Below are 19,202 nucleotides of genomic sequence, written 5' to 3'. Positions count from 1 at the left end.
CGCCGCCTCGTCGTGCGCGGGATGGATCCGCACCGGCTGGGTGCGCGCGCTCGGGCGCGCGGGCTTCCATGCGCTGGGGGTGGACCTGCCCGGGCACGGGCCGCAAGCGGCTCCCGCACCGCCGGGCACCACCCGCACCGGGCTCGTCGACCGGATCGGCGAGCTCGTCTCCGGGCTGGACGCCACCGGTCCCGTGCCCCTGGTGGGGTACTCCCTGGGCGCCCAGCTCGCGTGGGCGGCCGCCGCCCGCCGGCCGGGGATCGGCGCCCTGGTGCTGGGCGGGCTGGGGCCGCAGGACCGGCTCCCCGAGCTCGGGCGCGCCCTCGCGGACGACGGCGCGGTGGACCCCGCGGCTCGCGAGCTCGCGGCCGCCCTCACCGGGGCGGGCGACGACGGCGACCGCCGTCAGGTCGAGCGCTGGGCCGGGTTCGCGCGTCTGGCCGGCGGTGAGCCCTTCGTCCCGGCCGCCGGGGTGCCCACCCAGCCCCTGCTGCTGTTCGCCGGCGGCCGGGACGCCTGGGCGGACCCCGGGGCCATGGCCCGGCTCCGTGACCGGGGACAGGCACCCACCGAGCTGCTCGTGGTGCCGGAGCGCGGCCACGTCGACGTCCTCACGGCCCGTGCGGCGAGGGAGGGCGCCGCCGCGTTCCTCCGCCGTTCCGTCCCACCGCGCGCCCCCGGCGTCCTTCCCTAGACTGGGGAGCGGTGTTCCGGACCGGAACCGTCACGTCGTCCGAAGGAAGGGTCCCACTCATGCACGAGGTCAGAGCCGTCGTCGTCAAGGAGAAGAACGCACCAGCCACCCTCGAGACGATCCTCGTCCCGGACCCCGGGCCCGGGGAGGCCCTCGTGGACGTGATCACGTGCGGGGTCTGCCAGACCGACCTGCACTACAAGCTCGGCGCCGTGGGCGACGACTACCCCTACCTGCTGGGCCACGAGGCCTCGGGCGTGGTCGCCGCGGTCGGCGAGGGCGTCACCGAGATCGCCGTCGGGGACAAGGTGATCCTCAACTGGCGGGCGGTGTGCGGGCAGTGCCGGGCCTGCCGCAAGGGTGAGCCCTGGTACTGCTTCGACACCCACAACGCCGCCCAGAAGATGACGCTGGCCGACGGCACGGAGCTCTCCCCCGCCCTGGGCATCGGCGCGTTCGCCGAGAAGACGCTGGTGGCCGCCGGGCAGTGCACCAGGATCGAGGGCGAGCTCGAGGACCACCAGTACGCCGCCGTGGGCCTGCTGGGCTGCGGTGTGATGGCCGGCATCGGCGCCGTGCTCAACACCGCGGACGTCCGGCGCGGGGAGTCCGTGGCCGTGATCGGCTGCGGCGGCGTCGGCACCGCGGCGATCGCCGGGGCGGCCCTGGCCGGGGCCACGACGATCATCGCCGTGGACCTCGACGACGAGAAGCTCGCCACGGCGAAGAAGTTCGGAGCCACCCACACCGTGAACTCGAAGGGGACCGATCCCGTGGCGGCGATCCAGGAGCTCACGGGCGGTTTCGGCGCCGACGTGGTGGTCGACGCGGTGGGCATCGCCCCCACCTTCCGGCAGGCCTTCGAGGCCCGGGACCTCGCCGGGCGGATGGTCCTGGTGGGCGTGCCCGATCCGGGCACCACCTGGGAGATCCCGCTGGACCAGGTCTTCGGCCGCGGCGGGGCCATCAAGTCCGCCTGGTACGGCGACACCCTCCCCTCCCGGGACTTCCCGATGCTCGTGGACCAGTACCGGGCCGGGAGGCTGGACCTCGACGGGTTCGTCACCGAGCGGATCGGGATCGAGGACGTCGAGCCCGCGTTCGAGCGGATGACCGCCGGCAAGGTGCTGCGCTCCGTCGTGGAGATCGACCGGTGAGCCCCGTCGACGGCCACGACGGCGAGGCCCTGCCCGACCAGGAGCGGGCCCACCCCGCGGACCACGGCGCCGTCCCCGCGGGGCGCGTCTCGGGCGCCGGCCGGGCCCGCGTCGACCGGCTGGTGACCTCCGGGACGTTCTCCCTCGACGGAGGGACCTGGGAGGTCGACAACAACGTGTGGATCGTGGGCGACGACGACGAGTGCGTGGTGATCGACCCGGCCCACGACCCCCGGGCCGTGGTGGAGGCCGTCGCCGGGCGGACGGTGACCGCGATCCTGCTCACCCACGGCCACGACGACCACATCCGGTCCGTCAAGGAGGTCGCCGGGCAGGTGGGCGGGCGGATTTACCTGCACCCGGACGACACGGTGCTGTGGGAGCAGGTCTATCCGGCCACTCCCTTCGACGCCGCGATCGCCGACGGCGAGGAGTTCTCCGTGGCGGGGACCACGCTGACCGCGCTGCACACCCCGGGCCACTCGCCCGGTTCCGTGTGCTTCTGGGCACCGGACCTGGGCGAGGGCGGGGTGCTGTTCTCCGGGGACACCCTCTTCCAGGGCGGTCCCGGCGCCACCGGCCGCTCGTACTCGGACTTCCCCACGATCGTCGACTCCATCCGCGAGCGGCTGCTCACCCTGCCGGAGTCCACGGAGGTGCTCACCGGCCACGGGGACACCACCACGATCGGCACGGAGGCACCCCACCTGCAGGAGTGGATCGACCGCGGCCACTGAGCCCCTCCGCCCGCCGGGCCCCCTGGCCCGGCGGGCGCCCTGCGGGGCTCAGAGGTCACGGGGGTCGGTGCGCCGCCAGCGGTGCACGAAGGCCAGCGCGGTGGCCAGCAGGGCGGCCGCGGAGATGACGGGCACGAGCGCGGCGCTCCGGTAGCCCCAGGACTCCCCCCACCACCCGGACAGGGCGAGACCCCCGGTCAGCCCCACGCTCATCATGGCGGTCATGACCGTGGTCAGGGCCGTGACCCGGGAGCTCGGCGCCACGAGCCGCGCGATCTCGTACACCGCCACCAGGCACGGGCCGGTGGTCAGCCCGGCCAGCGCCAGCACGACCACCATCCCCACGGAGTCGTCGGGGATCGTCAGGAGCATCGCGGCGAGCACCGCCGCGGCGGCCGCCGCCACCCAGCGGTTCCACAGCCGGAGCTCCTCGGTGCGGGCGGACGCGGCCACCGCCGCCAGGGCCGAGGTGAGCCCGGAGACCGCGTACAGCCAGCTGACCGAGATCACCGCGTCCACGGCGGTCGCGAAGACGACGACCGCGCCGAGGGTCGATCCCACCAGGGCACCCAGCGCGCCCATGCCCAGCACGGGGAGCAACCGGAGCCGGCGCACCCTGCGCCGGCGCCGGCGGACCGCCCGGGTCGGCGCGGCCCCTGCGGGCGGCAGGAAGCCGATCAGGCCCCGTGGCAGGCGGGCGGAGCAGTGCAGCAGGAACACGGTGGTGCCCACGAGCGTGAGCGTGGCCGCGAGCACCAGCACGGCGACCGGACCGAGGGTCACGGCCACGAGGCCGGTCACCGCGGCGGCCAGGACGGTGCCCAGGGAGTCCATGACGCTCTCGTGGCGCAGCGCGGTGTCGAAGAGGTCCTGCCGGGAGTCCCGGGACAGCAGGGACCACCAGCGCAGCCGGCACGCGACGCCCATCTGCGGCAGCACGAGACCGGCGAGCAGGCACGGGAGCAGCAGCTGGGCCGGGGCGGCCTCGCTGTCGGCGGCGAGGTCCGGCAGCCGGCGCACGAGCCACCACACCGCGAGCGGATTGACGAGGGTGAGCAGCACCAGTCCCAGCTGGCGCCGGCGCCACGAGGCGGCCGCGCCCATGGCGAGTCCGCACAGGGCCGAGCCGAGCGTCACGGCGGCGGCGCAGTACGCGCCGAGGGCCGGGGACCCGGAGATCAGCGCCACCGTGGTCAGCACGCCGAGCGGGACCATGGTCTGGGGCAGGCGCACCAGCAGGGTCAGCACGGGGTACAGGGCGCCGCTGACGGCGGCGAGCTCCCGGGAGTCGGCCAGGGGTGAGCGTGAGGCCGTGCTGAAGCCCCCGAGGGGTTCGGCGGCGCGCACACTGCTCACGAGATTCCTCCGCTTCCTGCCGACGGCGGCCGGGCAGGAACCAGACTAGCCCCGCCGCCCGGACGATGACGGAAAGCGTCGACCCCACCGGTGGACGGCGCCCGCGGATCCGGACGGGCTCCGGGGCCTCGGTCGCCGGGCCGGGGGGACGAGGCCGGTCCCCGTGCAGCACGGTTCGCCGCACCTCGGGGGAGCCCCGGCTCGGAGGCACCGGCCGAGGTGCCGGCCGGAGACGGAGCGCAACCGCACGGGGGGATCCCGCGGCCCTGCCGGACGCGGCCGGGCCGCGGGCTCACCGCTCCCGGTCCGGCGTGGCGGACCCGGCCGGCGCGGCCTCGGTCGCGGGAGCCGCCCCGGTCGCGGGAGCCGCCCCGGCGCCGCGGCGCGGGCGGGAGAGGTCCACCGAGCGGTGGACGAGACCGGCGACGAGTCCGCCCAGCAGCGGGGCGACCCAGAACAGCCACAGCTGGGCCAGGTGCGCGGACCCGGAGACCACGGCGGCGCCCGTCGAGCGGGCGGGGTTCAGCGATCCGCCGTCGAACGGCGCGGCGATCGTGAGCAGGAACGCGAGGGCCGCCCCGATGGCCACGGGGGCGAGCACCGCGTTGGCCCGCGGCGCGGTGGAGCCCAGGACCACGAGAGCGAACAGGGCGGTCGCCACGAACTCGACGAGCAGCACGGTGGTCCACCCGGCCTGGGAGGTGGAGTTCTCCCCGAAGCCGTTGGAGACCGCCCCCAGGACCTGCGCGGTGGTCGAGGAGTCGAGCAGCGTGACGAGCACCACCCACAGCACGCCCGCGGCGGCCAGCGCGCCGAGCACCTGGGCCACCACGTAGCCGACCGCGGACCTCGCGGGGGTGCGCCCGGCCACGACGGCGGCGAGCGTCACCGCGGGGTTGAAGTGCCCTCCGGAGACGTGCCCGAAGGCGACGATCGCGGCGACGAGGCCGAGGCCGAAGCCGAGCGCGGAGTCGATGACCTCGGTGGCGAACATGCCGGTGCCGAGACCGGCGAAGACCAGCAGCGCCGTGCCGGCGAACTCGGCGGCCCACTGGGCCGGCGCGGACACGGCGGCAGGCGCGCCGGCGGGCACGGACTCCTTCCGCGCGGCGACGGGCACGGGTGCCGCGAGGCCCTCCGTGCCGGGTGCGGCGGGCGTGCCGTCGTGGTCCGTGCCGTCGGCGCCGGGATGCGTGCTGGTGCCGGGTACGTGGTGGCTCATGGAGCTCTCCTCAGGGATCGGGGCGGCACGGTGGGGGTGCCGTGCCGGCGGGGCGCCGGGCGCCCGTGCCATGGAACCACGGCCGCCTGAAGGGCGGTTGAACCCGCCCGGGACGTGTCGGCCGCCGACTACACTGGCCGCATGCCCGCGCCCCTGCTCCTCCCCGACGCCGGCCTCGACCCCGCCTGGCCCGAGTACGCCGACTCCGTGCGCGCCGTCCTGCTGGGCGGAGCCCTCGGGGACGCGCTGGGCGCCGGCCGGCGCCCCCGTCCGGAGGCGACCGGCGCGAAGTCCCCCGCCGCTCCCGCGGACACCGGCGGTGCCGCCGCGGTGCTGCGGATCTCCGCCGGCACCCAGCTGACCCTCTACACCCTGGACGCCCTGCAGGAGGTGGTCGAGTGGGCCAACCAGGGCCACGCCGCCGACGAGACCGCGTGCCTGTGGCTGGCCTACCTGCGCTGGCTCCGCACCCAGGGCGAGCCCGACCCGGCCGGGGCACCACAGCCCCTGCCCCGCCGGATCGACGAGCACGAGGTCCTGCACGCCGTGCGGGAGCCCGACGCGACGGTGCTGGAGGCGCTCCGGTCCGGACGGATGGGCGAGGTCGAGCGTCCGGTGCTGCCGGACGCCGAGGGCGCCGGACCGGTGCTGCGCTCGTCCCCGTTCGGTCTCCTCCCCCACGTCGGCTGGCGCACGCTCGCTCCCCTGGCCATCAACGGTGCCGCGCTGACCCACGGGCACCCCGAGGCGCAGACCGCCGCGGCCGTCCACGGCTTCGTGGTCCACGCCGCCGTGCGGGCCCGCCGGGAGGGCCTGCCGCGGCCGGTCGCCGCGGCCGTGGCCGCGGCCCGCGGGACGGCCGGGAACCTCACGCGCCCGGTGGCCGAGACCCTCGCCCGGATCGACGACGCCGTGCGCGCCGCCGGCCGGGGGGACCTGGCCGCCGGGACGCTCCCGCGGCTGCTCGGCGCGGGGCGGACGGCCCCGGAGGTCCTGGCGCGCGGGCTCTGTGCGGCCCTGCGCGCGGAGGCCGAGTCCCCGGACGCCCGGGATCGGCGGGCCGTGTTCCGCCGTGCGGTGGAGCTGGGGACCGACCACGACGGCGAGCCGGCCGCCACCGGGGCGATCGCCGGCGGCGTCACGGGCGCGGCGCTCGGGACGGCCGCGCTGCCGCCGGAGGACAGCGCCCGGCTGGACGCCGGGGACACGGTGTCGGAGGCGGCGGAGCGCTGGCTCAGGGAAGTGGGGGCGCCGCCAGCCGCTTGACGCTCAGGCCCGCGCCGGCGAGCAGCTCCCGGACGCTGCCCGCACCGGCCCGGCGGACCAGGTCGACCATGATCCCCGCGCACGCCCGGGCGTCCTCGAGGGCGTCGTGGTGGCGGCGCAGCGGCACCCCGGCCGCCTCGGCCGCCCGGGGCAGCGCGTAGGACGGCAGGTCGTAGCCGCGCCGTGCCAGGGCCAGGCTGCACGCGTACGCCAGCGGGGCGTGCGGCGTCTCCGTCTCCGCGCACGCGGCCCGGATCACGCCCATGTCGAAGGCCGCGTTGTGCGCGACCACGAGCTCGTCCGGATCCTCCGCCAGGATCCAGTCCTCGATCCGCGGCCACAGCTCGGCGAAGCCCGGACGGCCGGCGACCGTCTGCTCGGTGATCCCGTGGATGCGCGTGTTGCCGGGGTCGAAGGCCGCGCGGGTGCGCGGCGGCCGCATGTACGCGGAGCGCTCGGCCACCACCCTGCCGCCACGGACCCGCACGAGGCCCACGGCGCACGGCGAGCCGAGGAAGCGGTTCGCGGTCTCGAAGTCGATGGCGGTGAAGGAGAGGGACGACGGGTCCGCGGCGGACCGGGCGGAGGTCGTGTCGGGGGAAGCGGAGAACGGCACCCGGACAGCCTACTGCGCCCGCTCAGGCGCAGACGCCGCGCAGGTTGGTCTCGATCCAGTCGTCGGCCCGCGCGATGGACTGGTTGACCTGGGCGGTGTCGAGGTCGTGGTGCAGCGCGTAGGCGACCGCCTGCAGCGGGAACGTGCGCGCGTGCAGCCGGGCGCGCTCGTAGACGGTCTCCGAGACGGCGGAGCGCAGGGTGTCCCAGCCGTACCAGAGGCCGAGGGACGCGGCGTCGTGCGCGGGGTCGGACAGGCAGGCGTGGTCCCAGTCGATGATGCCCGTGAGCTCGTCCCCGGCCCACAGCATGTTGTGCCCCATGAGGTCCCCGTGCACCAGGGTCGGCACCACGGTGGGCAGCGCCGCGAGCTCGGCGACGGCCCGCCGCGCGGCCTCCTGGTTGCGGGGCAGCAGCCGCGGGATGACCTCGTCGAGGAGCACGTGCCGGCGCCGGTGGCCGCCCCAGTGCTGGCCGGGACGGTCGAGGTACCTCGCGAAGCCCGTGGTGTCGACCTCGGCCAGCTCGGTCAGCACCCGGTGCAGCACGGCCGGGTCCCCGTGCCCGGGCGGGTGCGGGTCACCGGGGCACCAGGTCAGGCCCACCCCGGTGTAGCCGTGGGAGACCACCACGCCGGTGAGCGGCCGCGGGGTCTCGAACGAGAAGCGGGGCAGCCTCCGGAGCACCTCCGTGCGGCGCCGGACGTGCTCGCAGACCGTGGCGTTCTTGGCGATCCGCACGGAGATCACGTGCCCCACGTTCACCACCACGTGGGCGGACCCGCCGGCGTGCACCTCCCACTGGCTCGGGTCGGCGCTCATGCCGGCCTCGCGCAGGACGGCCTCGACGGCGCCGGCGAACGGCAGGTGGTGGAGCTGCGACCAGGGCATGGGCAACTTCCTCGGTTCGGACGTGGGTCAGTCGGGGACGGCGGCGCGGTCGAGGGCGGCCAGCAGGTGCGGGAGCAGGGCCCGCATCGCGCGTCCACGGTGGCTGATGGCGTTCTTCTCCTCGCGCGTGAGCTCGGCGCAGGACCGGTCGAGCCCGTCGGGGCGCAGCACGGGGTCGTAGCCGAAGCCGCCGTCCCCGGCCGGTTCGCGCAGCAGCGTCCCGCGCAGCTCACCGGTCTCGACGTGCTCCTCCCCCGCCGGGGTCACGAGGGCCGCGGCGCACACGAACTGCGCGCCGCGGTGGGTGTCGGGGACGTCGGAGAGCTGGTCGAGCAGCAGCCGCAGGTTCGCGGCGTCGTCGCCGTGCCGCCCGGACCACCGCGCCGAGAAGATCCCGGGCGCGCCGCCCAGGACGTCCACGGCCAGACCGGAGTCGTCGGCCACGGCGACCAGCCCGGTCGCGGCGGCCGCGGAGCGGGCCTTGAGCAGGGCGTTGGCCTCGAAGCTCGTGCCGTCCTCGACGACGTCCGGGGTGCCGGCCGTGCCGGCGTCCACCACGAGGCGCTCGACGTCCGCGCCGGGCAGCGCCGCCGCGAGCAGGTCCCGCAGCTCCGCGAGCTTGCCCGCGTTGCGGGTGGCCAGGACCACCCGTGCGCCGTCGTGCTCACCCATCGTCGCCCTCGCGCAGGGTCTCGACCTGGATCTGGGTGAGCTGGGCGCAGCCGGCCAGCGCGAGGTCGAGCAGGGCGTCGAGCTCGGCGCGGTCGAAGGGGGCGCCCTCGGCCGTGCCCTGCACCTCCACGAAGTCGCCGGACCCGGTGACCACCACGTTCATGTCCGTCTCGGCCCGGACGTCCTCGACGTAGGGGAGGTCCAGCATCGGCACGCCGTCGATGATGCCCACGGACACGGCGGCCACGGTGTCGGTGAGCGGCTGGGCGCGGCGGGCGACGAGCCCCTCGGCCCGCGCCCAGCCGATGGCCTCGGCGAGCGCCACGTAGGCGCCGGTGATGGCCGCGGTGCGGGTGCCGCCGTCGGCCTGGAGGACGTCGCAGTCGAGGACCACGGTGTTCTCCCCCAGGGCGGAGAGGTCGATGACCGAACGCAGGGAGCGGCCGATGAGCCGGGAGATCTCGTGGGTGCGCCCGCCGATCTTGCCCTTCACGGACTCGCGGGCGGAGCGGGTGGACGTGGCCCGCGGGAGCATCGCGTACTCGGCGGTCACCCAGCCGCGGCCCTCCCCCTTGAGCCAGCGCGGGACGCCCTCCGTGACGGACGCGGTGCACAGCACCCGGGTGCTGCCGAACTCGATGAGGGCGGAGCCCTCCGCCTGCTGGGACCAGCCGCGGGTGATGGTGATGGGCCGCAGCTCGTCGGGCGAACGGCCGTCCGACCGGGTCACCCCCGGGGTCGAGAGGGCCGGTGGGGTCTGGTCGACAGGGGCATCCATGTGCTCCACCTTACCCCTCGGTCCAGCGCTCCCGGCCCGGCCGCCGGCGGCAGGTCTCACGGTCCGACGGCGGCCGCGGGACGGCCGCTGCCGCTGCGGACGATCCGGTACGTGTAGGCGGGCTCGGCCACCCCGATGGGCCCCTCGAAGACCTCCTGCGCCTCCTCGACGGCCCGCGTCGGGGAGTTCCACACCGGCAGGTGCGTCAGCAGCAGCTGGCGCACCCCGGCGTCCCGGGCCGCCTCCGCGGCGCGCCGGCCGGTGAGGTGGATGCCGCGCAGCGCGTCGTCGCGGCCCTCGTGGTAGGCGGCCTCGCACAGGAAGACGTCGGCGCCCCGGGCGGCGCGCACGAGGCCGTCGCACGCGTCGGTGTCCCCCGAGTAGGTCAGGGTGCTGGGGCCCATGACCCCGTCGTAGTCGATGCGCAGGGCGTACGGCTCGGGCGTGGGGTGCTCCACCAGGAAGGGCGTGATCGCGAACGGCCCCACCCGCACGGGCTCCTCGGGGACCCAGGTGTGGAAGTCGAACTCCCCGTGCATCCCGGGCTCCGGGGGGAGACCGTGGGTGCTGCTGAGGTACTCGTGGAGGCCGGTGGGCGCCCACAGCGGGATCGGTGCGCCGCCCCAGCCCCGCGGGTCCCACTTGATCGCCACGTGCAGCCCGGCCAGGTCGATGCAGTGGTCGGGGTGCAGGTGGCTCACGAGCACGGCGTCGATGTCGTGCAGGTCGATGTGGCGCTGCAGCACCCCGAGGGCGCCGTTGCCCATGTCCAGCAGGATGCGCCAGATCCGCCCCTCGGCGTCCTCGCCGCTGACGAGGTAGCAGGAGGCCGGGGAGTTCGGCCCCGCGAAGGAGCCGGTGCATCCGACGATGGTGAGTTTCATGGAGCGTGTGCCTTCCAGGGAGGACCGGTGGGACCGCGGCCGCACCGGCCGCGGGACTGCTCAGGGAGCGGACGGGCCGGTGCCCCCGATCATCTCCGGGGTGATCCGCGCGAGCGAGCCCGTGGGGTACTGCTCCGCCACGGAGCTGGTGTGCCGCACGCGGGCGACCTCCGGCCCCAGGAACCGCCGGGCCAGGACCTCGAAGGACGCCGCGTCCCCGGTGGCGAGGAACTCGTGGTGGGCGGGCAGGCTCGGGTCCCGCTCGAGCCCGTGACCGACCAGCGCACGGTAGACGTCCTTGGCGGTCTCCTCCGCGCTGGAGACCAGGGTGACGGTGTCGCCCATGACGTAGGAGATCACGCCCGTGAGCAGGGGGTAGTGGGTGCAGCCCAGGACCAGGGTGTCCACGTCGGCGTCCCGCAGCGGGTCCAGGTAGGACTGCGCCGTGGCCAGGAGCGCGGGGCCCGTGGTGACTCCTGCCTCCACGTAGTCGACGAACGCCGGACAGGCCACCGAGTCGATCCGCAGGTGGGGGGCGGCGGCGAAGGTGTCGTCGTAGGCGCGGGAGCCGACCGTGGCCGCCGTGCCGATGACCCCGATCCGGCCGTTGCGGGTCGAGGCCACCGCTCGTCGCACCGCCGGCTGGATGACCTCCACCACGGGGATCCCGTAGACCCGGGTGTAGCGCTCCCTGGCGTCGCGCAGCACCGCGGCGGACGCCGTGTTGCAGGCGATGACGAGCAGCTTGACGCCGGAGTCCACGAGCTCGTCCATGATCCGCAGGGCGTGCGCCCGGACCTCGGCGATCGGCAGCGGGCCGTAGGGCCCGTGCGCGGTGTCGCCCACGTAGACGATCTCCTCGTGGGGCAGCTGGTCGATGATGGCGCGGGCCACGGTGAGGCCGCCCACCCCGGAGTCGAACACGCCGATGGGTGAACCGGGGTTGGGGCGCCGTGCGGTCCGGCCGCCGGCCCCGAAGACGTCGTCATCCTGCATATCGACAAGAGCGTAGTCCCGGGCGTGCCGCCGCCCCAAACCGTGCCGCGGGCGAGCCGCCGTGATGCGCGTCACCCCGCGCCCGGGCGGAAGCGCTCCGGGGCGTCGTGGCCGGTCAGTCCCGGGGCAGGTCGTGGAGCAGCGCCTCCATGAGGGTCTCCTGAAGCCACGAGACGAAGTTGTACAGAAGCGACATGTACGTCTCGACGTCCTCGATCGCGGACCAGTCGTCGTAGCGCCCCACGCGCTCGGCGTCCGCCTCGCTCCGGATCCCCAGGCGGTCCGCCAGCACCAGCCGCACGTCGTTGAGGGCCTGGCCGAAGGCCTGCGCCTGCCCGGGGTCCAGCCGCACGGGCTGGGCCTCCAGCGCCAGCGCGGCCTGCTGCAGCACGCCCCGCTTGGTCTCCCGCAGTCCCCGCTCCGTGTACCGGCGGAACTCTGCGGCGCGCTCGGGGTCCAGGCTGCCGTCGGGCAGGAGGCGCCGCAGCGCGGAGTCGTCGGGGACGGTGGCGTCCCCGGACACGCCGAGCATCCGCTCGAGCGAGTCCTCCGAGGCCGGCTGCTCGGGCGCGAGCGCCTGGGCGACGTCCGCGAACAGCTTCTGCAGCAGGTCCTTCTCGGCCTCCTCGAAACGGGCGGTGATCCCCCTGCGGGTGGACCGGAAGCCCTGGGCCATCAGTGGCCCCCCGCCTGCTCGAAGGTGGCCCACAGCCCGAAGCCGTGCATCGCCGCGGTGTGGGTCTCGGCCTCCTCGAGGGAACCGCTGGCCACCACGGAGCGCCCGTGGTGGTGGACCTCGAGCATCAGGGAGCGGGCCTTCTCCTCCGGGTAGCCGAAGTAGGAGCGGAACACGTACGTGACGTAGCTCATGAGATTGACGGGGTCGTCCCACACGACCACGTTCCACGGGGTCTCGGTCGCCGCGGCCACGGACGTCTCGCCGGTGGGCCGGGTGCCGGTCTCCGGGGTGGCGGTGGCCGCGGGGCGGGCGGCGGCGGAAGTAGCGCAGTGCATGGTCCGTCCATCGTAGCGAGTGCCGGACGCCGGGGGGCACCGGCGGCGTCGCTAGAGTGGTGCCCGTGAACCAGCGCAGCCACCGGTGGGCCCCGCCGCCCACGTCCCTGATGACCGACCACTACGAGCTGACCATGCTGCAGGCCGCCCTGCACGCCGGCACCGCGCAGCGGCGCAGCGTCTTCGAGGTCTTCGCCCGGCGGCTGCCGGCCGGCCGGCGCTACGGCGTGCTGGCGGGCACCGGGCGCCTCCTCGAGGGGCTCGACAGCTTCTGCTTCGGCGACGAGCAGCTGCGCTTCCTCGCGGACACCGGCGTGGTCAACCGCGCGACCCTGGACTACCTGGCGGACTTCCGCTTCACCGGGTCGATCTCCGGCTACGCCGAGGGCGAGGCGTACTTCCCGTCCTCGCCGCTGCTCGTGGTCGAGGCCACGTTCGCCGAGGCGTGCGTGCTCGAGACGTACTTCCTGTCGGTGCTCAACTACGACAGCGCCGTGGCCTCGGCCGCCTCCCGCATGGTGGGGGCCGCGGCGGGGCGCCCGTGCATCGAGATGGGCTCCCGGCGCGCCCACGAGGAGGCCGCGGTCGCGGCCGCGCGGGCGGCGGTCATCGGCGGCTTCGACTCCACCTCGAACCTCGAGGCCGGCCACCGCTGGGGGATCCGGACCGTCGGGACCGCCGCCCACTCCTTCACGCTGCTGCACGACTCGGAGGAGGATGCCTTCCGAGCCCAGCTGGAGTCCATGGGCCGGGACACCACCCTGCTCGTCGACACCTACGACGTCGAGGCCGCGGTCCGCAAGGCCGTGGAGCTGGCGGGCCCGGAGCTGGGCGGCGTGCGCCTGGACTCGGGCGACCTCGTGACCCAGGCCGCGTGGGTGCGGGAGCTCCTCGACGACCTCGGCAACCCGGACACCCGCATCACCGTCACCTCGGACCTGGACGAGTACGCGATCGCGTCCCTGAACGCCGCGCCCGTCGACGCGTTCGGCGTCGGCACCCGCGTGGTCACCGGCTCGGGCGCGCCGACGTCCTCGATGGTCTACAAGCTCGTGGCCCGCGAGGACTCCTCCGGCGAGCTGCGGCCCGTGGCGAAGGCCGCCAAGGGCAAGGTGTCCGTGGGCGGGCGCAAGCACGCCCTGCGGCGCCGGGACGAGAAGGGCACGGCCACCCACGAGGTGGTCGGGATCGGCCGGTTGCCCGACGACGACGGCGACGACCGGCCGCTGCTGGAGGACTTCGTCCGCGACGGCGAGCTGCTGGACGGGTGGACCGGCCCGGCCGGCGTCCGGCGGGCCCGGGAGCGGCACACGGCGTCCGTGGCGGAGCTGCCACGATCGGCCCGGCGGCTCAGCGAGGGCGACCCCGTCATCCCGACCGTGCTGGGGCCGGAGGCCCCGGTCTGACCGGGGCGTCCGGCGCACAGGATCCACCGAGCAGGACAGACCGGGCGAGACCCACCGCAACAGAGGGAGGAACACCATGAGGACCGCACTGATCGTCGTCGACGTGCAGAACGACTTCTGCGAGGGCGGGTCGCTGGCCGTCGCCGGAGGCGCGGCCGTGGCCGCCGCCGTGTCGGAGCACCTCGAGGACCACCACGGGGACTACGCGGCCGTCGCGGCCACCCAGGACTGGCACATCGACCCCGGGGCGCACTTCTCCGACGAACCGGACTACGTGGACTCCTGGCCCGTGCACTGTGTCGCCGAGTCCCGCGGGGCCCACTTCCACGCCGACCTGGACACGGACTGGATCCAGGCGTGGTTCCGCAAGGGCGAGCACGACGCCGCCTACTCCGGGTTCGAGGGGCTGCTCGCCCCGGACGCGGACGTGCCGATGGGCGACGACGAGGACGTCGACGACGAGCCGGACGTGAGCCTCGACGACTGGCTGCGGGAGCACGAGATCGAGGCCGTGGACATCGTGGGTCTCGCGACCGACCACTGCGTGCGCGCGACCGCTCTGGACGCCGTCGAGGCCGGCTACGACACCCGGGTGCTGGTGGACCTCACGGCCGGCGTGGCCGAGGAGAGCACGGCGCGCGCCCTGCGGGAGATGGCCGAGGCAGGGGTCGAGATCGTCCGGTCCTGACCCGCGCCCGGACGCGGCCCGCCCCCTGCCGGGCGGGCCGTGCCCCGGTGCGCGGCTCACTTGCGCCCGATGAACCAGTCCTGCAGCTTCTTGACGCGCGCCTGCAGCTGCACCTCGTTGGCCTGCGCCACCGCGGGGCCCCCGCACACGCGGCGCAGCTCGTTGTGGACCACGCCGTGCGGGGTGCCGGTGCGCGACGCCCAGGCCGAGACGTTCTTGGACAGGGTGGCGCGCAGCTCCTTCAGCCGCCGGTGGTCGGGCACCGCCGGCTCCGGGGCCCGGGCGGCGCCCGGGCGGCGGCGGGCGTGCTGGGACTGCCGCTCCCGCAGCAGCGCCGAGACCTGGTCGGCCTCGAGCAGGCCCGGGATGCCGAGGAAGTCCGCCTCCTCCTCCGAGCCCACCGCCACGCCGCCGCCGAAGGCGCCGCCGTCGAAGAGCACCCCGTGGAAGGACGCGTCCGAGCCGATGGCCTCGAAGCGGCCCTGGGCGAGGGCCGCCGACGCCTTCTCCTCGCGGTTGGCCTCCTCGAGCAGCTCGTCGTCCCAGCCCTCCTCGAGGGGGTCGGCGGGCAGGCCGGTCTCCTCCGCGGCGGGCCTGTCGAGGGCGTGGTCCCGCTCGGCCTCCATCTCGTTGGCGAGCTGCATCAGCGCCGGCACGGACGGCAGGAAGACGGAGGCCGTCTCCCCGCGCTTGCGGGCGCGCACGAAGCGGCCGACCGCCTGGGCGAAGAACAGCGGCGTGGACGTCGACGTCGCGTAGACCCCCACGGCGAGCCGGGGGACGTCGACACCCTCGGAGACCATGCGGACCGCCACCATCCACCGGCTGTCCCCCGCGGAGAACTCGTCGATCCGGTCCGAGGCGCCCTTGTCGTCGGAGAGGACCACGGTGGGGTTCTCCCCGGTGATCCGGCGCAGCTGCGCCGCGTAGGCCTTCGCGTCCTGGTGGTCGGTCGCGATGACCATCGCCCCGGCGTCGGGCACGGTGCGCCGCACCTCCGTGAGCCGCTGGTCCGCGGCCTGGAGCACCGACGGGATCCACTGCCCGTTCGGGTCGAGCGCGGTGCGCCACGCGTGGGCGGTGATGTCCTTCGTGAAGCCCTCGCCGAGCTCCGCGGCCATCTCCTCGCCCGCGCTGGTGCGCCAGCGCATCTGCCCCGAGTAGGCGAGAAAGATCACGGGCCGGACCACGTGGTCCTTGAGCGCGTCGCCGTAGCCGTAGGTGTAGTCGGAGCTCGAGCGGCGGATGCCGTCCCCATCCTCCACGTAGCGCACGAACGGGATCGGCGCGGTGTCCGAGCGGAAGGGGGTGCCGGTCAGGGCGAGCCGGCGGGCGGCGGGGTCGAAGGCCTCCTGCAGCCCGTCGCCCCACGTCAGGGAGTCGCCGGCGTGGTGGATCTCGTCCATGATCACCAGCGTCCGGCCCGCCTCGGTGCGGGCCCGGTGCAGGAGCGGCTTCATCGCCACCTGGGAGTAGGTCACCGCCGCGCCCAGGTAGTCCCGGCCGTGGGAGCCGTCCGCGTTCTTGAAGTTCGGGTCGATGGCCAGGCCCACGCGGGCCGCGGCGTCGGCCCACTGCCGCTTGAGGTGGTCCGTGGGCGTCACCACCGTGATCCGGTTGACGGTGCCGCGGTCGAAGAGCTCCTTGGCCACCCGCAGGGCGAAGGTCGTCTTGCCGGCCCCGGGGGTCGCGACGGCCATGTAGTCCCGGGGCTGCGTCTCGAAGTAGCGCTGCAGCGCCTCCGCCTGCCAGGCGCGCAGCTTGGGGGCGGTGCCCCACGCCGCGCGGTCCGGGTAGGCCGGGGGGAGGTCGGCGGCGGCTGAGCCGAACAAGGAGAGCTGGTCGTCCTGGGACACTCTGGCGACGTCCTTTCGCTCGTGGGCCCGCGGCCTCGTGGTCGCGGTGGCTGAGGGGGCGCGGCGGCGGGCCACGCAAAAGCGCCCGCCGGCGGCGGGCGCTCGCTCGACGGGGCGGTGCTCAGCCCTGGTCGTCACCCTGGTCGTTCGGGGGGCGCAGGCCGTCGTAGATCTCCTTGCAGGTGGGGCACACCGGGAACCGCTGGGGGTCGCGGCCGGGGACCCAGACCTTGCCGCACAGGGCGATCACGGGCTCGCCCGAGAGGGCGGACTCCATGATCTTCTCCTTGCGCACGTAGTGCGCGAAGCGCTCGTGGTCGCCCGGTTCCTGGAGCTCCCTGGTCTCCTCGCGCTCGATCGTGGACGTGCCCCCGGCCGGCTGCGCCGGGTCGGTGCCGTAGGGGCTGTCGTCCAGGCCGTTCGTCGGGGTGCCGGTGGTCGCCGCTGAGACATGCATGGACGCCAGTTTACCCCGATCACGCCGCCTCCGCGTGCCCCGGGGCCGCCCGCCCGGCCCGGCTCAGCGGAACTGGGCGACCTCCTGGAGCAGCTCGGGGGCCCGCCGGTCGTACCAGCGCCCGCCGAGGACGATCCCGCCCCAGCACAGCAGCGGTCCCAGCACCGACCCGGCGGCGAGCGCCGCCCAGCCCCACACGGGGTCACCGGTGAAGAGCTGCACGAGGAGGAGGACCGCGGCCGGCAGCATGAGCACGACGACGAGCCCCAGCGCCACGAACTGCACCAGGACGTTGAGGACGGTGAAGCCCTGCGGCGTCTTCAGCGGTGACGCCCCCGGCGGGGCCACGGGATAGGTGTACCGGGCGGACAGCACCGAGGACAGGCCCGCCCCGCCCAGCAGCGCCAGCACCGAGGTGCCCGCGATCCCGGGCAGCAGTTGCCACCGGCCCTCGACCGCGAACGGCAGCAGCAGTCCGAGCGCGGTGAGCGGCACGGCGATCACGAGCAGCGCGAGCACCCGGCCCGCGCGGTCGTGGACGCCCCGCACGCCGGAGAGGACGTGCAGGTGCAGGGCGGTGTTGTCGTAGGACACGTCGCCCGAGATCTGGTAGGCGAGCAGCGCCGCGATCATCGGCCCGAGGCCGTACAGGAAGACGCTCCCGCCCCCGGGGTCCCGGGAGAACCAGATGAGCACGGCGAGGGCGGGGATGACGAGCAGGCCTGCCGCGTAGCGGGGGTCCCTGACCCAGTAGACCAGGCACCGCGCCGCGACGGCCGCCCACGGACGCCGGGGCACGAGGTCGAACAGCCCCGCGCCGGCGGCGCCCTCGTGCCGGGCCGCGGTCCGCCGGCCGGCCGTGCTGGTCAGCGCCCGCTCCTGCGCGACCCGCCAGACGAGGACGAGGGCGGCGACCGTCAGGACCGTGACGGCCAGGCGGGCGGACGCGGAAGCCCAGCGACCCGCGGCGACGTCCGCCGGGACCGCCCAGACGGCTCCGGCCGGCGTCCACGCCAGCACGCCGGCGTACTGCGGCAGCCGGTCCCACAGCCGCTCCAGCCCGCTCAGCAGACCCGTGACGATCGGGCCGAGCAGCACCAGCGCCACGAGCGCGGCCAGCGAGACCAGCTCCGTGAGCCGGCGGCGGCGGCCGAGGCCGACGGCGAGGGCCGTGACGCACCGGGAACCGGCGACCACGAGGGCCAGCGCGAGCGGCACGCACAGGAGGGCCGCGACCAGCGCCGCCGCGGACGAGCGCCAGGAGCTCACCGTGGCGAGCAGCGCGACGGTGGTGAGCGCGCCCGGCACGCCGACGAGCGCGCCGAGCGCCTGGCCCCACTGGACCTGGCCCACGGAGAGGGGGAACACGGCGAGGCGGGCGGGGTCCAGCGTGGCGTCGGCGCGCGCCGCGAGGACGGGCAGCAGCCACCAGGCCAGCGTGGCCGCCGTCCCGGCCAGTACGAGCACGGTGCGCACCACGGACAGGTCCTGGCGGCCGAGGAGGAAGAGCGCGACCACGGCCAGGCCCAGCAGGAACAGGAAGTAGGCGGCGCCCAGCACCGTCCCCACGAGCACCCAGGTGCTGCGGGTCAGGGTGTTGACGAGGAGCCTCGCCTTCAGGCCCACGAGCCGCCCGGCCAGGGCGCTCGTGCCGGCCCCGGCGGGGTCGAGGCCTCCCGGGGCCGGGGCGAGGTCCCGGCTCACTCCGGGCGCAGCCACGAGAGCCCCTCCCCCGTCTCCCGGCGTCCGCCGACCAGCTCGACGAACCGGTCCTCGAGCGTGGCCCCGACCCGGACGTCGTCGACCGTCCCGGCCGCCAGCACCCGGCCGCGGTCCATCACGGCGACGTGGTCGCACATCCGCTGCACGAGGTCCATGACGTGGCTGGAGACCACCACGGTCCCGCCCGCGGACACGAAGCCGTGCAGGATCTCGCGGATGTTCGCGGCCGAGACGGGGTCGACCGACTCGAACGGCTCGTCGAGGACCAGCAGGCTCGGGGCGTGGATGAGGGCGCCGGCCAGCGCGATCTTCTTGGTCATGCCGGCGGAGTAGTCCTGGACCTGCGTCCCGGCGTCGGGGAGCAGGTCCATGACCCGCAGCAGGTCCTCCGTGCGCTCGGCCACGACCGTGCGGTCCATGCCGCGCAGCAGACCGGAGTAGGTGACGAGCTGACGTCCCGTGAGCCGGTCGAACAGGTGCAGCCCGTCCGGCAGCACCCCCATGAGCTGCTTGGCCCGCCGCGGCTCGGCCCAGACGTCGACACCGGCCACGCGGGCGGTGCCCGCCGTCGGGCGGAGGAGGCCGGTCGCCATGGACAGCATCGTCGTCTTGCCGGCGCCGTTGCGCCCCACGAGGCCGAAGAAGGAGCCGCGGGGGACGTCGAGGTCCACGCGGTCCACCGCGACCTTGGCCTCCGGGGTGCCGGGGCGGCCGAAGACCCGGACGAGGCCGCGCACGCTCAGGGCCGGCGGCGCGGACGCGTCCGGTGCGCCGGCCCGTCCCGGGACGGCC

20 protein-coding genes are annotated in these 19,202 nt (G+C 75.3%); 6 read left to right on the top strand and 14 right to left on the bottom strand.

The window, feature by feature from the left end:
- The 3 genes from ACH9D2_RS11735 to ACH9D2_RS11725 form a co-directional block, all read left to right on the top strand.
- Positions 1-694 (top strand): alpha/beta fold hydrolase (locus ACH9D2_RS11735; protein ID WP_396362985.1); only part of this gene is annotated, 694 nt, incomplete at its 5' end.
- 59 nt (positions 695-753) lie between these two features.
- Positions 754-1,851, top strand: coding sequence for an S-(hydroxymethyl)mycothiol dehydrogenase (locus ACH9D2_RS11730; RefSeq protein WP_396362984.1), 1,098 nt, complete (start codon positions 754-756; stop codon positions 1,849-1,851).
- Positions 1,852-1,970: 119 nt separating this feature from the next.
- Positions 1,971-2,588 (top strand): MBL fold metallo-hydrolase, encoded by a 618-nt coding sequence (locus tag ACH9D2_RS11725; protein ID WP_396362986.1) that lies wholly within the window; start codon positions 1,971-1,973, stop codon positions 2,586-2,588.
- Positions 2,589-2,636: 48 nt separating this feature from the next.
- Here ACH9D2_RS11725 and ACH9D2_RS11720 read toward each other — a convergent pair whose 3' ends face one another.
- Together ACH9D2_RS11720 and ACH9D2_RS11715 are read right to left on the bottom strand one after the other, a co-directional pair.
- The gene (locus tag ACH9D2_RS11720) at positions 2,637-3,944 is read right to left on the bottom strand and encodes a hypothetical protein (protein ID WP_396362229.1); all 1,308 of its coding nucleotides are present in this window, start codon (positions 3,942-3,944) and stop codon (positions 2,637-2,639) included.
- A gap of 292 nt (positions 3,945-4,236) precedes the next feature.
- Positions 4,237-5,166 carry an aquaporin gene (locus ACH9D2_RS11715; RefSeq protein ID WP_396362228.1) on the bottom strand — a complete coding sequence of 310 codons (930 nt, stop codon included), beginning with the start codon at positions 5,164-5,166 and terminating at the stop codon, positions 4,237-4,239.
- Positions 5,167-5,307: 141 nt separating this feature from the next.
- Here ACH9D2_RS11715 and ACH9D2_RS11710 point away from each other — a divergent pair, with 141 nt between their 5' ends.
- Positions 5,308-6,432: an ADP-ribosylglycohydrolase family protein gene (locus ACH9D2_RS11710; protein WP_396362227.1), complete on the top strand. Its 1,125-nt coding sequence runs from the start codon at positions 5,308-5,310 to the stop codon at positions 6,430-6,432.
- On the opposite strand, the gene ACH9D2_RS11705 is transcribed toward ACH9D2_RS11710, so the two are convergent.
- From ACH9D2_RS11705 to clpS, 8 genes are all read right to left on the bottom strand, one after another.
- Positions 6,401-7,048 (bottom strand): exonuclease domain-containing protein, encoded by a 648-nt coding sequence (locus tag ACH9D2_RS11705; protein ID WP_396362226.1) that lies wholly within the window; start codon positions 7,046-7,048, stop codon positions 6,401-6,403. The two genes, ACH9D2_RS11710 and ACH9D2_RS11705, sit on opposite strands and share 32 nt — an antisense overlap.
- Before the next feature lie 22 nt (positions 7,049-7,070).
- Positions 7,071-7,937 carry a phosphotransferase family protein gene (locus ACH9D2_RS11700; RefSeq protein ID WP_396362225.1) on the bottom strand — a complete coding sequence of 289 codons (867 nt, stop codon included), beginning with the start codon at positions 7,935-7,937 and terminating at the stop codon, positions 7,071-7,073.
- Positions 7,938-7,964: 27 nt separating this feature from the next.
- The gene (gene rdgB / locus ACH9D2_RS11695) at positions 7,965-8,609 is read right to left on the bottom strand and encodes an RdgB/HAM1 family non-canonical purine NTP pyrophosphatase (RefSeq protein ID WP_396362224.1); all 645 of its coding nucleotides are present in this window, start codon (positions 8,607-8,609) and stop codon (positions 7,965-7,967) included.
- On the bottom strand, positions 8,602-9,387 hold the full coding sequence (gene rph, locus ACH9D2_RS11690) for a ribonuclease PH (RefSeq protein ID WP_396362223.1): 786 nt from the start codon (positions 9,385-9,387) through the stop codon (positions 8,602-8,604). Before rph ends, rdgB begins: the two co-directional genes overlap by 8 nt.
- Before the next feature lie 56 nt (positions 9,388-9,443).
- The gene (locus ACH9D2_RS11685) at positions 9,444-10,271 is read right to left on the bottom strand and encodes an MBL fold metallo-hydrolase (RefSeq protein WP_396362222.1); all 828 of its coding nucleotides are present in this window, start codon (positions 10,269-10,271) and stop codon (positions 9,444-9,446) included.
- 60 nt (positions 10,272-10,331) lie between these two features.
- Complete coding sequence (gene murI, locus ACH9D2_RS11680) at positions 10,332-11,267, bottom strand: glutamate racemase (protein WP_396362221.1); 936 nt, start codon at positions 11,265-11,267, stop codon at positions 10,332-10,334.
- Positions 11,268-11,382: 115 nt separating this feature from the next.
- Positions 11,383-11,943, bottom strand: a complete 561-nt coding sequence (locus ACH9D2_RS11675) for a DUF2017 domain-containing protein (RefSeq protein WP_396362220.1) — start codon at positions 11,941-11,943, stop codon at positions 11,383-11,385.
- Positions 11,943-12,281 carry an ATP-dependent Clp protease adapter ClpS gene (gene clpS, locus ACH9D2_RS11670; RefSeq protein WP_396362219.1) on the bottom strand — a complete coding sequence of 113 codons (339 nt, stop codon included), beginning with the start codon at positions 12,279-12,281 and terminating at the stop codon, positions 11,943-11,945. The genes ACH9D2_RS11675 and clpS overlap by 1 nt, the downstream gene beginning before the upstream one ends.
- Before the next feature lie 56 nt (positions 12,282-12,337).
- On the opposite strand from clpS, the gene ACH9D2_RS11665 reads away from it, so the two are divergent.
- A complete protein-coding gene (locus ACH9D2_RS11665; protein ID WP_396362218.1) occupies positions 12,338-13,687 on the top strand; it encodes a nicotinate phosphoribosyltransferase in 1,350 nt (449 codons plus the stop codon).
- Between the two features lie 76 nt (positions 13,688-13,763).
- Positions 13,764-14,375, top strand: a complete 612-nt coding sequence (locus ACH9D2_RS11660; protein WP_396362217.1) for an isochorismatase family protein — start codon at positions 13,764-13,766, stop codon at positions 14,373-14,375.
- A gap of 56 nt (positions 14,376-14,431) precedes the next feature.
- Here ACH9D2_RS11660 and ACH9D2_RS11655 read toward each other — a convergent pair whose 3' ends face one another.
- The 4 genes from ACH9D2_RS11655 to ACH9D2_RS11640 form a co-directional block, all read right to left on the bottom strand.
- Positions 14,432-16,231 carry a DEAD/DEAH box helicase family protein gene (locus ACH9D2_RS11655; RefSeq protein WP_396362216.1) on the bottom strand — a complete coding sequence of 600 codons (1,800 nt, stop codon included), beginning with the start codon at positions 16,229-16,231 and terminating at the stop codon, positions 14,432-14,434.
- Between the two features lie 121 nt (positions 16,232-16,352).
- Positions 16,353-16,688, bottom strand: a complete 336-nt coding sequence (locus ACH9D2_RS11650) for a DUF3039 domain-containing protein (protein WP_157571420.1) — start codon at positions 16,686-16,688, stop codon at positions 16,353-16,355.
- A 63-nt stretch (positions 16,689-16,751) separates the two neighbouring features.
- Positions 16,752-18,407 (bottom strand): hypothetical protein, encoded by a 1,656-nt coding sequence (locus ACH9D2_RS11645; protein WP_396362215.1) that lies wholly within the window; start codon positions 18,405-18,407, stop codon positions 16,752-16,754.
- The coding region (locus ACH9D2_RS11640; RefSeq protein ID WP_396362214.1) for an ATP-binding cassette domain-containing protein at positions 18,389-19,202 on the bottom strand (814 nt) is incomplete at its 5' end. The genes ACH9D2_RS11640 and ACH9D2_RS11645, both read right to left, overlap by 19 nt.

The organism is Kocuria rhizosphaericola (assembly GCF_044462205.1).
Classification (GTDB): Bacteria; Actinomycetota; Actinomycetes; order Actinomycetales; family Micrococcaceae; genus Kocuria; species Kocuria rhizosphaericola.
Note: the sequence above shows the minus strand (reverse complement) of the source record. Positions and strands in the feature narration are given on the sequence as shown.

Excerpts from the sequence above, each read along its gene's own strand:
- ACH9D2_RS11730 (WP_396362984.1), top strand. The coding sequence starts at position 754 with ATGCACGAGGTCAGAGCCGTCGTCGTCAAGGAGAAGAACGCACCAGCC.
- ACH9D2_RS11715 (WP_396362228.1), bottom strand. The coding sequence starts at position 5,166 with ATGAGCCACCACGTACCCGGCACCAGCACGCATCCCGGCGCCGACGGC.
- ACH9D2_RS11710 (WP_396362227.1), top strand. The coding sequence starts at position 5,308 with ATGCCCGCGCCCCTGCTCCTCCCCGACGCCGGCCTCGACCCCGCCTGG.
- ACH9D2_RS11700 (WP_396362225.1), bottom strand. The coding sequence starts at position 7,937 with ATGCCCTGGTCGCAGCTCCACCACCTGCCGTTCGCCGGCGCCGTCGAG.
- rdgB (WP_396362224.1), bottom strand. The coding sequence starts at position 8,609 with ATGGGTGAGCACGACGGCGCACGGGTGGTCCTGGCCACCCGCAACGCG.
- rph (WP_396362223.1), bottom strand. The coding sequence starts at position 9,387 with ATGGATGCCCCTGTCGACCAGACCCCACCGGCCCTCTCGACCCCGGGG.
- ACH9D2_RS11685 (WP_396362222.1), bottom strand. The coding sequence starts at position 10,271 with ATGAAACTCACCATCGTCGGATGCACCGGCTCCTTCGCGGGGCCGAAC.
- murI (WP_396362221.1), bottom strand. The coding sequence starts at position 11,267 with ATGCAGGATGACGACGTCTTCGGGGCCGGCGGCCGGACCGCACGGCGC.
- ACH9D2_RS11675 (WP_396362220.1), bottom strand. The coding sequence starts at position 11,943 with ATGGCCCAGGGCTTCCGGTCCACCCGCAGGGGGATCACCGCCCGTTTC.
- clpS (WP_396362219.1), bottom strand. The coding sequence starts at position 12,281 with ATGCACTGCGCTACTTCCGCCGCCGCCCGCCCCGCGGCCACCGCCACC.
- ACH9D2_RS11660 (WP_396362217.1), top strand. The coding sequence starts at position 13,764 with ATGAGGACCGCACTGATCGTCGTCGACGTGCAGAACGACTTCTGCGAG.
- ACH9D2_RS11650 (WP_157571420.1), bottom strand. The coding sequence starts at position 16,688 with ATGCATGTCTCAGCGGCGACCACCGGCACCCCGACGAACGGCCTGGAC.